General features: G+C 64.3%; 10 protein-coding genes. 8 read left to right on the top strand and 2 right to left on the bottom strand.

Annotated elements, in window-relative coordinates:
- The first annotated feature begins 30 nt into the window (after window positions 1-30).
- The 3 genes from HZB49_RS16965 to HZB49_RS16955 all read left to right on the top strand — a co-directional run bounded on the left by HZB49_RS16965 (window position 31) and on the right by HZB49_RS16955 (window position 3,523).
- A complete protein-coding gene (locus HZB49_RS16965; RefSeq protein ID WP_291613374.1) occupies window positions 31-834 on the top strand; it encodes an MlaD family protein in 804 nt (267 codons plus the stop codon).
- 31 nt (window positions 835-865) lie between these two features.
- Window positions 866-2,083: an alpha-hydroxy acid oxidase gene (locus HZB49_RS16960; protein WP_291613372.1), complete on the top strand. Its 1,218-nt coding sequence runs from the start codon at window positions 866-868 to the stop codon at window positions 2,081-2,083.
- Between the two features lie 294 nt (window positions 2,084-2,377).
- Window positions 2,378-3,523 carry a hypothetical protein gene (locus HZB49_RS16955; protein WP_291613370.1) on the top strand — a complete coding sequence of 382 codons (1,146 nt, stop codon included), beginning with the start codon at window positions 2,378-2,380 and terminating at the stop codon, window positions 3,521-3,523.
- 172 nt (window positions 3,524-3,695) lie between these two features.
- Here the strand turns inward: HZB49_RS16955 and HZB49_RS16950 are convergent, their stop codons facing one another.
- The gene (locus HZB49_RS16950) at window positions 3,696-4,097 is read right to left on the bottom strand and encodes a DUF1330 domain-containing protein (protein WP_291613368.1); all 402 of its coding nucleotides are present in this window, start codon (window positions 4,095-4,097) and stop codon (window positions 3,696-3,698) included.
- A 169-nt stretch (window positions 4,098-4,266) separates the two neighbouring features.
- Here HZB49_RS16950 and HZB49_RS16945 point away from each other — a divergent pair, with 169 nt between their 5' ends.
- The 3 genes from HZB49_RS16945 (at window position 4,267) to HZB49_RS16935 (ending at window position 7,677) form a co-directional block, all read left to right on the top strand.
- Window positions 4,267-5,553, top strand: a complete 1,287-nt coding sequence (locus HZB49_RS16945) for an OpgC domain-containing protein (protein ID WP_291613366.1) — start codon at window positions 4,267-4,269, stop codon at window positions 5,551-5,553.
- Window positions 5,554-5,666: 113 nt separating this feature from the next.
- The gene (locus HZB49_RS16940; protein WP_291613364.1) at window positions 5,667-6,599 is read left to right on the top strand and encodes a DMT family transporter; all 933 of its coding nucleotides are present in this window, start codon (window positions 5,667-5,669) and stop codon (window positions 6,597-6,599) included.
- Window positions 6,600-6,702: 103 nt separating this feature from the next.
- Window positions 6,703-7,677 (top strand): tripartite tricarboxylate transporter substrate binding protein, encoded by a 975-nt coding sequence (locus HZB49_RS16935; protein ID WP_291613362.1) that lies wholly within the window; start codon window positions 6,703-6,705, stop codon window positions 7,675-7,677.
- A 180-nt stretch (window positions 7,678-7,857) separates the two neighbouring features.
- On the opposite strand, the gene HZB49_RS16930 is transcribed toward HZB49_RS16935, so the two are convergent.
- A complete protein-coding gene (locus tag HZB49_RS16930; RefSeq protein WP_291613360.1) occupies window positions 7,858-9,543 on the bottom strand; it encodes a methyl-accepting chemotaxis protein in 1,686 nt (561 codons plus the stop codon).
- 224 nt (window positions 9,544-9,767) lie between these two features.
- On the opposite strand from HZB49_RS16930, the gene HZB49_RS16925 reads away from it, so the two are divergent.
- Window positions 9,768-10,811, top strand: a complete 1,044-nt coding sequence (locus tag HZB49_RS16925) for a C-terminal binding protein (RefSeq protein ID WP_291613358.1) — start codon at window positions 9,768-9,770, stop codon at window positions 10,809-10,811.
- A gap of 150 nt (window positions 10,812-10,961) precedes the next feature.
- Window positions 10,962-12,317, top strand: a complete 1,356-nt coding sequence (locus tag HZB49_RS16920; RefSeq protein ID WP_291613356.1) for an esterase-like activity of phytase family protein — start codon at window positions 10,962-10,964, stop codon at window positions 12,315-12,317.
- Window positions 12,318-12,485 lie beyond the last annotated feature (168 nt).

Genomic DNA, 12,485 nt, shown 5'->3' with positions numbered 1-12,485 from the left:
ATCTCTGGAAGCAAGTATTCAGGGCAGGCCATGAGATTCCGCTCCAGGAACGTGATGATCGGGACGATCGCGCTGGCGATCGTCGGCGCCTCGTTCGGCGGCACGATCGGCTACCAGCGCTTTGCGCGCACCAAGCAGCTGGTGCCTTTCCACGTCGTGTTCGAGGGCTCGGCATCGGGCCTGCGCCGCGGCTCCAGCGTGAATTTTGCCGGCGTGCGCGTCGGCGAGGTGCGCTCGCTCAAGCTCGACCATCCGCGCCGCGTCGTCGCGCTCGCGCTGATCGACCCCAATACGCCGCTGCGCGCCGATACCCAGGTCGGCCTCGAATTCCAGGGGCTGACCGGGATCGCCGCGATCTCCTTTACCGGCGGCACCGTCGACGGCCAGCCGCCGCCGGTCGATCCCGAGGGTATCCCGACGCTGACCGCCGACAGGGAGGGAACGCTGAGCACGCAGGAGAAGATCCGCGTCGCGCTGCGCAACGTCGACAGGGTCATCACCGAGAACGAAGTCGCCGTAAAGGACACGTTGCTTGGCCTCGAATCCTTCACCACCACGCTCGCCGGCTCGAGCGAGCGCATCACCAGCGTGATCTCGTCCGCGGAGTCGGCGATGGTCTCCCTCGACAACGGCTTCGGCAAGACCCAGAACTTCCTGAAAAGTCTCGGCAGCGACAAGTATGGCGGCGAGCTGCTTCCGACCATCATGTCGTTTCGCGAGCTGGTCGAGAGCTTCAACAAGAAATCCGGCGCGCTGATATCCGACACCCGCAAGATGCTCGGCGACTTCAGCGCCTCAATCAGCAAGTCGAATCCGCCTCCGCCCCGGCGCTGACGCCCCTCTGCCAGAAACGGAAAACAACAACGTGCTCGACAAGACCGCTGCGCCGACGTCTCCCTCGCCGACCATGACCCGCCCCGTGAGCGCCGTGCCGCGTTACCTGCGGCGCTATCTCTGCCTCGACGATTTCGAGCCGGCCGCGCGGCGGATCATGCCGAAGTTTCTCTACGGCTATGTGTCCGGAGGCGCCGAGAACGACGCGGCGGTGCGCGATAACCGCAAGGCGCTCGACGATTACGGCTTCGTGCCCCGCGTGCTCAACGACGTCTCCGCCCGCGACCAGACCACGACGCTGTTCGGCAGGACTTATGCCTCGCCGTTCGGCATTCCACCGATGGGCTCGTCGGCGCTGTGCGCCTATCGCGGCGACATCGTCTATGCGCGCGCCGCCGGGGCATTGAACGTGCCGATGATCCTGAGCGCGGCGTCGCTGATCCGGCTGGAAGACGTCATCAGGGAAAATCCGCACGCCTGGTACCAGGCCTATCTCGCCGGCGTGCCGGAGCGGATCGAGCCGCTGGTCGACCGCGTCGCGGCGGCCGGCTACGACACCTTCGTGGTCACCGCCGACGTGCCGGTGCCGCCGAACCGCGAGAACAACATCCGCAACGGCTTCCAGACCCCGATGAAGATCACGCCGCGCGTGGCGTGGGACATCGCGACGCATCCGCGCTGGCTGTTCGACATCTTTGCGCGCACCTTCGTCAACCACGGCATGCCGCGCTTCGAGAACATGGACGCTTCCGCAGGACCCCCGGTGCTGTCGAAGAACCTGATGCGCAATATCGGCGCGCGCGACCAGCTCGCCTGGAAGCATGTCGAGCTGATCCGCAAGCGCTGGAAGGGCAAGCTGGTGATCAAGGGCCTGGTTTCGCCCGACGATGCCAGGATCGCGCGCGAAAGTGGCGTCGACGGCGTGCTGATCTCCAACCATGGCGGCCGCCAGCTCGACTACACCTTTGCCGGCCTGCGCACGCTGCCGGAGATTGCTGCAGAAGCGAAGGGCATGACCGTGATGGTCGACGGCGGCATCCGCCGCGGCACCGACGTGATCAAGGCCCTCGCACTCGGCGCGCATTTCGTCTTCGTCGGCCGGCCGTTCCTGTATGCGGCGGTCGCCGGCGGTCAGGAGGCCGTCGAGCGCGCGATCACGCTGCTGCGCGACGAGATCGACCGCGACCTCGCGCTGATGGGCATCCGGAGCCTCGCCGAGATCACGCCGGACCTGGTGCGGAAGTTCTGAATTGCGCCGCCGGCGTCCATGGCCGAGGCCCTGCCGGCCACGACAGCCATGCCGGGCGCCCGGCGACTACTTGCGCCAAATCGACCCGCGGGTGCTCCCACGCTTTCGTTATATGGGTTAACTTTCAAATAGATTGACTTTGGCCCCCTCGGTGGATTGCATTGCGGAACGGGGCGAACGGCACGGTTCAATAATGCTGATTGCGGGGGGAAACTCGGGAGGCGCTCGCGTCAACCTGCGGGGCGAACTCGTCGGAAGCAACCTCATTCGCCTGGATGGCAGGGAAGCCTGCTCATGAGGCGACAATTGCGTTTCCTCGGACAAGCCGTGTTGCTGATTGTCGCCTGGGCCGCCATTTTCGAGATCGGCTTGCGGGCGCAGCAATATTTCGGGCCGCTCTACGACCTCGAACTGGCCGACGTCGATCTGAGCTGGGAGTCGAATGTTCTGAACCACGTGCCTGCCGCCAACAAGCAGCAAATGTGCATCTACGGCGACATGAGCGGCTTCAGCTACGAGAGATCCTACGATGCCAACGGGGTGCGGATCATCGACGATTCCGAGCTGCTGAGCGGCTGCCAGCGCACGACTTCGGTCCTGTTCCTCGGCGACTCCTTCATGGAAGGATACGACGACAAGAACACCCTGCCGTATCACGTCGCGAAATACTTCAGGCAGCACCGGGGAATTTGCCTGAAGACCCACAATGCTGGCTATACTTCCTATTCTCCGTCCATCTTCGTGCCGCAGGCGAGAAGGCTGCTGCCTGTCGTGCGTCCGGAATATATCGTCCTGGATGTGGATGAAACCGACTTCTATGACGACTTCGTGCGCTATCGCAAGCTGGTCGTTCGCGACGAGTCGGGCAACAATGTCGGCGTGAAGGTTTCACCTGTCGGCCACGAATGCAGCGTCGGCTTGATGCAGACTCGCGAGCACGCGCTTTACCTGACGCGGTTCATTTCGAAGCTTTGGCTGACCTCCGTGCACATGCCGACGGTGATCAGGAAGAATCAGCGCGAGACTTTCGGCCTGTTTGATTATTCCAGGGACCGGAGCGGCGACGTCGAGCGCAAATACGCCGACGCCCGCGCCGTGTTCCGCCGGAATTTGCAGGAGCTGGCCAAGGTGCTGAAGGACTACACGCAGGACGGGACGCGGGTGCTATGTGTCTTCCATCCGCATCTGGAGCATTTGAAGCCTGACGGCCAGGGACGCGTGTGGAACGATCTCGTCAGTTCCACGGTGCGGGAGACATGCATCGCAAACGGCTTTTTCTTCTTCAACGCCACCGCAACGCTGAAGCAGCGGTTCGGGTCGAGCCCGGAAGACTTCTACTGGGGCGACGGCGACATGCATTTCAACTTCGAGGGACTGGAAGCCTACTCCTCCGCAGTCGCCGAGTTCATGGCGTCGAAGATGATCAACCCGCACGACTGAGCCCCGCTGCTTGCCGGCTTCTCACCGAAGTTGTTCGATCTTCGCCAGCAGGTCGGGCACCCGGCTGATCCTGTCACCCGCGTTGCTGCATTTGAGCACCCAGACCGCGTAGTCCGGTTTCGAGCACTTCCTGTCCTGGCCGCGGGCGAATGAATAATCTCCATGAGGTTGCCTACCCGATCCTGAACTTGCTGTACGCTTCCTTCGTGCAGATGATGACATGCTCCTCGCAGCCGTTGCGGCGGTGGGGATCGCAGTTCGTCTCGTAGTCGGCCGATGTCATCATGTCGAGGAAGGCGGCGACGCCGGGGTAATAGACCCGTGCGAGATAGTCCCACCGGTTGCCGGCCTCGGCGCCGAGCGCGACCGCCTTGGCGTCGCCGGTCCACAACAGCGTGCCGCCGCGGGCCTTGATCATCGGTACCGTGAGAGCGCTGTAGCGCAGATAGGCGTCCCAGCCGGAGCCGTCGCCGTCGAGCGAGCGCTTGCGGAAGCGCATCAGATTGACCATCACGACCGGCCCCTCCGGATCGATTTCCTTCAGTCCCTCGATGTTCAGGAGATCGACGCCCATCCGCTTCCTCCATTGCACGCGCGACCGGCCCGCTACCGGTTGATCCAGGTCAACGGTACTGGAAGCAGGCAGAAATATGAGTATATGCTCGTCAGCGGCCGACCCGGGAGCACAAATTGGCCGAGATTTGCGCCTGCAGCCGACACACGACCTCCAGCCGAGCCGGCAAATGAAGGTCCGCGCCGCCCTTCCGGATCTGGGTCGCGACCTGCGGCTCGACCTGTTCCGCGGGTTGGCGAACTGGCTGATCTTCTTCGGCCATATTCCAAACAGCCTGCTGGCGTGGCTGACGATCCGCAACTACGGCTTTTCCGACGGCGCGGACATGTTCGTGTTCATCTCCGGGTACACGGCAACCCTGGTCTATGCCCGAATGATGCTGGAGCGGGGCTTCATCATCGGCGCGACGCGGGTGTGGAAGCGCGTCGGGCAGATCTACATAGCGCAGCTGCTGCTGTTCCTGGTCTACACCGCGTCCATCCACCATATTGCGCAGGGTTTCGACCTTCCCGCCCTGCTGCACGAATTCAACGTGGCTCACTTGCTGAGTCACCCGGCCGAATTGCTGACCCATGTCCTCATCCTGAGCTACAAGCCGGTCAACCTCGACGTATTGCCGCTCTACATCGTGTTGATGGCGGTGTTTCCGCTGGTGCTGTGGCTGATGCTGTACGGCCCCGACGCCGTCATGCTGGCCTCGCTCGCGCTCTACATCGCGGCCCGCCAATACCACTGGGACCTCACCTCCTATCCGACGGGCGTCTGGTATTTCGATCCCTTCACCTGGCAATTCCTGTTCCTGATCGGCGCCTGGCTTGCGCTCGGCGGCGCCGCCCGGCTCGCGACTGTCGCGCTTTCGCGCTGGAGCCTGTGGCTCAGCATCGCCTTCCTGGTCTTTGCGTTTGCCATGACAATGTCCGAGCCCGTCCCCGCGCTGCGTACGCTGTTCCCTGAGGGACTTCGCGCGGTCTTCGTTCCCAATGACAAGACCTATCTGGCGCCCTACCGGGTGGCGCATCTGGCTGCACTGATGGTGCTGGTCGTCCACTTCATGCCAATCGACTGGCGCGGCCTGCAGTGGCCGGTCTTTGCGCCACTGATCAAATGCGGCCAGCATTCGCTCGAGGTGTTCTGCGTCGGCGTGTACCTGTCCTTCGTGGCGCATTTCGTCCTCATTGCGTTCTCCAACAGCGTACCGGCTCAGCTCGCCGTGGGCGCCTGCGGCCTTGCGATCATGGTCGCGGTGGCCTGGTATCGGGGATGGTCGAAGGACGTCGACCGGCCCGTCGCCCGGATTGCCGGCGCACGGCCGCGAATTGCGATCCCGCCTCCGCCGTGGCGGCCGGTCAGCGAGCGGCGCAGGCGGCGCCAGGAGTTCGCCGATCGCCTGAAGCAGCAGCGCGGTCATGGCGAAGCCGGCCCCGCGCGCGATGCGGGCACGCGCCACCGCGAGTAGCGGCCCGGGCCTGCACCCGCGCATGATTCCCGGCATTGTAGCCTTGCACGGTAGCCTTGCACGCACGGGGCTTGCCGTGCCGGGCAAATCCGGCCTTTGTTGGCAACAGCAAGATGACAAATCCAGCGCCCGCGCCATCTGCCAATCCGGTTGGCTGGCTCAACAACCAGCCCTATCTGCTGCTCAGCCTGACCTCGCTGTTCTGGGCCGGCAACATCGTGCTGGCGCGCTTCGTCGCGGGCCACGTGCCGCCGATGACCTTGTCCTGCGTGCGCTGGATCGGCGCATTCGCGATGCTGCTGCCGTTCGCGTGGCCGCATCTCAAGGCCGACTGGCCGGCGCTGCGCGAAAAGCTGCCGCTGATGCTGGCGCTGTCGGCCACCGGCTTTGCGTTCAACAACGCGATCTCCTACTGGGCCCTGCAATACACCGAGGCGCTCAATGCGCTCCTGATCCAGTCGTCCGGGCCGCTGTTCGTGGCGCTGTGGTCGCTGGTGCTGTTCGGCGTGCGGCTGACGCTGGCGCAATTCGCAGGCATCATCCTGTCGCTGTCCGGCGTGCTCGTCATCCTCCTGCGCGGCGATCTCGCAGCACTTGCCTCGATCCGTTTCAACCGCGGCGACCTGATGTTCGGCGCCGCCGTGCTCAGCTTCGGCCTCTATTCCGCGCTGATGCCGTACCGGCCGAAGACGCATCAGCTCTCGCTGATCTCCTTCACCATCGGCTGCGGTGCCGTGCTGTTGCTTCCGTTCTCGGTTTGGGAGTTCCTGAACGGCGTCACGCTGAAGCCGGACGCCCTGACCGCGGCCACGATGCTGTACGTGATGATCTTCCCCTCCACGCTCGCCTATCTCTTCTTCAACCGCGGCATCGCGCTGATCGGCCCCAACCGCTCGGCGCCGTTCCTGCATCTGGTGCCGGTATTCGGCTCGGCGATGGCGATCCTGCTGCTCGGCGAGCGGCTCCGCCTGTTTCACCTGACGGGCTACGCGCTGGTGCTGGCCGGCATCGTCATCGCCTCAAGGCAGGCTTCCGCGCGCGCCTGAATTGTGGCTGCGACGGATCGCCTGACCGGCTTCCGCTTCGCGTCCGGACCGGCTAGTTTGCCGGCCAACCTGCCCAAGAAACGTGTCCAGGAGACGCCAGAGGATGATCCATACGATGAAGAATATTTCGCGTGGCGCAATGGCCGCGGCGTTGACGCTGCTGTCGGCCGCCGCCTTTGCTCAGGCCCCCTATCCGAACCGCAACATCACGCTGGTGCTGCCGTTCGCGGCCGGCAGCGGTACAGACACCACGACACGCATCATCGCCAAGGAGCTCGGCACTGCGCTGGGCGTCGGCACCGTGATCGACAACAAGGCCGGCGCCAGCGGCTCGATCGCGGCGAGCTATGTCGCGCGCTCCGCGCCCGACGGCTACACGCTGATGGTGAGCACGAACACCCCGCACTCGGCCAATCCCTATTTGCTCGCGAACATGATCTATGACCCGATCAAGGATTTCACGCCGATCGCGCGCACCGGCGACTTGCCGTTCATGCTGGTGATCAACCCTGAAATCCCGGCCAAGTCGGTCGCCGAGCTGGTGGCATTGGCCAAGAAGGAGCCGGGCAAGTACTCTTATGCCAGCGGCTCTTCGGCGGCGATCGTGTCCGGCGCGACCTTTGCGCAGCTGGCCGGCATCGATCTCCTGCACGTGCCCTACAAGAGCTCGCCGCCGGCGCTGACCGACCTGATGGCCGGCCGAACCTCCATGATGTTCATCGACGTGCTGACCGGCCTGCCCCATGTCAAGGCGGGGTCGCTGCGGGCGCTCGCCGTCACCACCAAGAAGAAGTCGGCGCTGATGCCGGAATTGCCGACCATGGACGAGACGGTGAAGGGCTTCGACATCACGTCCTGGCAAGGCTATTTCGGTCCCGCCAACATGCCGAAGGACGTCGTCACGAAGCTGAACGCGGAAATCCGCAAGATCGTGGAACGGCCGGACATCAAGGCGGCACTTGCGGAGCGCGGCATGGAGGCCTTTTCGGGCCCCCAGGAGGAGTTCGATGCGTTCGTCAAGGATCAGCTCAAGGTGTGGGAGAAGCTGATCGCGGACGCCAAGATCGAGAAGCAGTAGGCCATCCGCTCACTCCCGTCATGCCCGGGCTTGTCCCGGGCATCCACGTCTTTGGTGCGACTTGGCAAGGAAGTCGTGGATGGCCGGGTCAAGCCCGGCCATGACGAATGGATGGAGCCAAAACAAGAATGCCCGGCCGCGAGGCCGGGCATTTGCATGCGTGGCGGGTGCTGAGAAGGATTACGCCGCGCGGACCTTGGCGAGGAACTGGTCGACGGCGTCGCGCAGCATGCCGGACTGATTGTCCAGCTCTTTGGCGTTGGACAGCACGTCGGAAGCCGCCGTGCCGGTGGCCGCCGCCGCCGAGGTGACGCTGCCGATATTGGCGTTGATCTCGCTGGAGCCGGCCGCGACCTGCTGGATGTTGCGCGCGATCTCGCGGGTCGCATCGCCCTGCTGGTCGATCGAGGTCGAGATCGAGGAGGTGATCTCGCTCATCTGGGCGATGGTCTGACCGATGCCGCCGATCGAGGCGACGGCCTCGCCGGTGGAGGCCTGCATCGCCGCGACCTGGGCGGAAATCTCTTCCGTCGCCTTCGCGGTCTGGTTGGCCAGCGCCTTCACTTCGGAAGCGACCACCGCAAAGCCGCGGCCGGATTCGCCGGCGCGCGCCGCCTCGATGGTGGCGTTGAGCGCGAGCAGGTTGGTCTGCGCGGCGATGCTGTGGATCAGCTTCACCACCTCGCCGATCTTCTCGGCACCGGTGGAGAGCGCCTGCACGATGCCGTTGGTGCGCTGGGCGTCCTGCACGGCCTTGCTGGCGATCTCGCTGGAGCGCGAGACCTGGCGGGAAATCTCGGCAACCGAGCTCGACAGCTCCTCGGCGGCAGCCGCGACCGTGCCGACATTGTTGGAGGCGCTTTCGGACGCCGCGCTCACCGTGGCGGCGCGCGCACTGGCGTCGCTGGCGGTCGCCGTCATCGATTGCGCGGTGCCCTGCATGCCGGTGGCCGCGGTCGAGACCGAGCGGACGATGCCGCTGACGGAGCGCTCGAAATCGTTGGCGAGGCTTTCCATCGCCGAGCGCCGTTCGGCGGCCGCACGCTTCTGGGTCTCGGCCTCGGCCTGCTCCAGCCCGCGGATGCGGACCGCATTGTCCTTGAAGATCTGCACGGTCGCGGCCATCCCGCCGATCTCGTCGCCGCGGCCGAGGCCGGGAATCTCGCCGTCCAGCTTGCCTTCGGCCAGCCCCTGCATGCGTGCACCGAGCAGGCCGAGCGGCTTCGAGATGCTGCGGCCGATCAGCCAGGCGATGCTGCCGGCGATGATGGCGATGCCGAGCACGGCGAGACCGAGCAGCCAGGCGATCGGCGCCATCTTGGCGTCGATGTCGTCGAGATAGGCGCCGGTGCCGACATACATGTCGAGGCCCGGCGCGACGACGGCATAGCCGAGCTTGCGGATCGGCTTCTCCGTGCCGGGCTTCATGTATTCGTAGTAGAGCAGTATCTCGCCGTTCTTCTTGACGCCTTCCAACAGTTCAACGGAGAGTTTGCGGCCGTTGGTGACGACATCCATGCGGTTGGTGCCGATGTGCGCCGGGTTGGGCGCCATCACGGTGATGCCGTCATAGCCGGTGCCGAACAAATAGCCGTTGCCGTTGTCGTAAGTGAGAGCGTTGCCGCGCTTGCCGAACTCGGCGCGCGCCTGCTCCTTGGTCATTTCGCCGGCATCGATCTGTTTCTTGTAGCTGGCCGCCATGTTCTTCGCCATCTCGACGATGGCCTTGGTCTGCTCGACGCGCGCATTGAGCATCTCGCGCTGCATCAGGTAGCCGGCAAGGACGCCGGCCATGCAGAGACCGAGGAGGGTCACACCCAGCAGGATCCCGAGCTTGGGCGTGATCTTCAGATTGGACAGTTTCACAGGGAAGTCTCCGGAAAATATGCGGCGGGAGAGGCAGTTGGCGGATTGATTCGCTGCACGTTATCGTGAGAGCCTTTAGCGGTTTCTTACGAAAGTTCCCCGTAGAAGTCCGGACGCGAAATAGGAGAATGCTCTCCGATTGAGCAACCGGGAATTGCAGGGAGCGCGGCCGGGCGACGGTCGCGGCCACAAGCAACACCGACCAGTCAAATCGGGAGCAGGAAATGCCGAAGTACAGGGTGCTGACGCCGAAGGGCGCGAGTTTCACGGTCGCCGGCGGCGGCTACGATCTTGAGCGGGAAGCGCTCGACCCGATCGGGGCCGAGATCATCGAGGCGCCGGCCAACGAAGCCGAATTCATCGCGGCCGCGAAGAATGCCGATGCGATCTACGCCAAGGGCATGCCGATCTCCAAGGCGATCATCGACGCACTGGAGAGCTGCAAGGTGATCACGCTCGGCACCGTCGGTGTCGACAGCGTGGACGTCAAGGCCGCGACCGCCCGCGGCATCCCCGTCACCAACGTGCCCGACACCTTCATCGAGGAGGTCGCCGACCACGCCATGGCGCTGCTGCTCGGCGGCTTCCGCCGCCTGGTCGAGCAGGACAAGATGGTGCGCGAGGGGCGCTGGAAAGAGGGCCGGCCGCAGCTGCTGAAGATCCCGCGGCTGATGGGCCAGACGCTCGGCTTCATCTCCTTCGGCCGCGTCGCCCGCGCCGTGGCGAAACGCGCCGCGCCGTTCGGACTGCGGATGATGGCCTTCGATCCCTTCATCCAGGAAACGCTGATTTACGATCACGGCGTGATGCCGGCGACGCTGTCCGAGGTGTTGTCGCAATCGGATTTCATCTCGATGCACGCGCCGGCGCGGCCCGAGGTCCACCACATGCTCGGCGAGAAGCATTTCCGCCAGATGAAGAAGACCGCAACCTTCATCAATACCGGCCGCGGCGCCACCGTGGACGAGGAGGCGCTGATCAAGGCGCTGCAGGAAGGCTGGATCGCGCATGCTGCGCTCGACGTGCTGGAGAAGGAGCCGCCGTCGCACAACAACCCGATGCTCGGAATGGACAACGTGACGCTGACTGCGCATGTCGCCTCGGCCTCGGCGCGTTTCGACGAAGCGCGCAAGCGTCGCGTCGGCTACGAATTGTCGCTGGTTCTGCAGGGCATGTGGCCGGTGAGCTGCGTCAATCCGTCGGTATTGCAGAACACGCAGCTCCGCCGCTGGCAGCCCGTCAGCATGGATCGCGGTCCGAACAGCTGAACCTGTGGCAACGACGGATTGATGCGCGAGATGGCGGCGTAACGCCGCAAGCGCTGTCCACCGCTGTCACGGCAGCGTCATCGATCCGTCAGTGCTCCGTCACGCATGTTCCCGACAACACCGCGCATCGTCACTCTCAGGAGAACAACCATGCGCGTGTCACTGCTCGCTTCCGTCGCATCCGTCTTGCTGCTTACAGGCGCCGCCTACGCGCAGGGCGAGGGCGAATTCCCGGCCACCCTCAAGGGTCACGCCGTGCTGCCGGCCCAAAGCTTCATCGACGCGCCGGCCGACGCGCCGGCCGATCTGAAGACGGCGGGCAAGTACACCACCGGCAAGCGGGTCGACGCCGTCGGCAGCGTGATGGGCAAGTCCTACGAGCGGCCGACCGGCGTGTCGCTGCCGTTCAAGGGCCAGCCGCTGCAGGGCCATTCCGGCATCAAGTCGATGGGCAACGGCGAATTCTGGGTCGTCACCGACAACGGCATGGGCTCGCGCTACAACTCGCCGGACTCGATGCTGTATCTCAACCGCTACAAGATCGACTGGGCGAGCGGCAAGGTCGATCGCCACGAAACCGTGTTCCTGCACGATCCCGACCGCAAGGTGCCGTTCCGCATCGTGCATGAGGACTCGGCGAAGCGTTACCTGACCGGCGCCGATTTCGACACCGAGGGATTCCAGATCGTCGGCGATACCTTCTGGATCGGCGACGAGCTCGGGCCCTATATCCTGAAGGCCGACAAGACCGGCAAGGTGCTCGCCGTATTCGAGACCATGGCCGACGGCAAGCCGGTGCGCTCGCCGGATCACTGGTCGGTGCAGTCGCCGGGCGCGCCAGGCGCGAGCTACACCACCGTGAACCTGCGCCGCTCCAAGGGCTATGAGGGCTTCGGCGGATCGAAGGACGGCAAATTCCTGTACGGCCTGCTCGAGGGGCCGCTGTGGGATGCCGAGAAGAAGGATGTCGAGAAGGTGAACGGCAGGGAAGCCGCGCGCATCCTCGAGTTCGACATCGCCGCAGAAAAATTCACCGGCCGTTACTGGCACTACGTGTTCGAGCAGAACGGCAATGCCATCGGCGACTTCAACATGATCGACGCGGCGAGCGGCCTGGTCATCGAGCGCGACAATGGCGAAGGCACCGCCGACAAGGCCTGCCCGCAGGGTCAGCGCGGCGAGAACTGCTTCCCCGATCTCGCCAAGTTCAAGCGCATCTACAAGATCGAGCTGTCGGACGCCAATGTCGGCAAGCCCGTGCGCAAGATCGCCTATATCGACCTGATGAAGATCCGCGATCCCGACAAGAAGGCGAGGAAGCCGCTCAACGACGGCGTGCTCACCTTCCCCTTCTTCACCATCGAGAACGTCGACCGCGTCGACGACACGCATATCATCGTCGGCAACGACAACAATCTGCCGTTCTCCTCCAGCCGCGATCCCAACAAGGCCGACGACAACGAGTTCGTGCTGCTGGAAGTGGCGGAGTTCCTGAAGGCGAAGTGAGCTGTCTCTCCTCTCCCTCTCCCCGCCCTTGCGCAGGGCTGTCCGGGGAATGATTCACTATGTCGCGGTGCATGCCCGGCGCGACCGAGGCAAATCGGTCATTTCTGGTTGTCGAGACACAGAAGGCCGAGCATGCGATTTCGCGATAGCATTTTCAGTAAGCTGCTT

It is taken from the genome of Bradyrhizobium sp., assembly GCF_016219575.1.
Lineage (GTDB): Bacteria > Pseudomonadota > Alphaproteobacteria > Rhizobiales > Xanthobacteraceae > Bradyrhizobium.
This window is presented reverse-complemented; position numbering and strand designations above follow the sequence as displayed.

What these genes read in the sequence shown, in the direction of transcription:
- HZB49_RS16965 (WP_291613374.1), top strand. Translation starts at nt 31, where the DNA reads ATGAGATTCCGCTCCAGGAACGTGATGATCGGGACGATCGCGCTGGCG.
- HZB49_RS16955 (WP_291613370.1), top strand. Translation starts at nt 2,378, where the DNA reads ATGAGGCGACAATTGCGTTTCCTCGGACAAGCCGTGTTGCTGATTGTC.
- HZB49_RS16950 (WP_291613368.1), bottom strand. Translation starts at nt 4,097, where the DNA reads ATGGGCGTCGATCTCCTGAACATCGAGGGACTGAAGGAAATCGATCCG.
- HZB49_RS16945 (WP_291613366.1), top strand. Translation starts at nt 4,267, where the DNA reads ATGAAGGTCCGCGCCGCCCTTCCGGATCTGGGTCGCGACCTGCGGCTC.
- HZB49_RS16940 (WP_291613364.1), top strand. Translation starts at nt 5,667, where the DNA reads ATGACAAATCCAGCGCCCGCGCCATCTGCCAATCCGGTTGGCTGGCTC.
- HZB49_RS16935 (WP_291613362.1), top strand. Translation starts at nt 6,703, where the DNA reads ATGATCCATACGATGAAGAATATTTCGCGTGGCGCAATGGCCGCGGCG.
- HZB49_RS16925 (WP_291613358.1), top strand. Translation starts at nt 9,768, where the DNA reads ATGCCGAAGTACAGGGTGCTGACGCCGAAGGGCGCGAGTTTCACGGTC.
- HZB49_RS16920 (WP_291613356.1), top strand. Translation starts at nt 10,962, where the DNA reads ATGCGCGTGTCACTGCTCGCTTCCGTCGCATCCGTCTTGCTGCTTACA.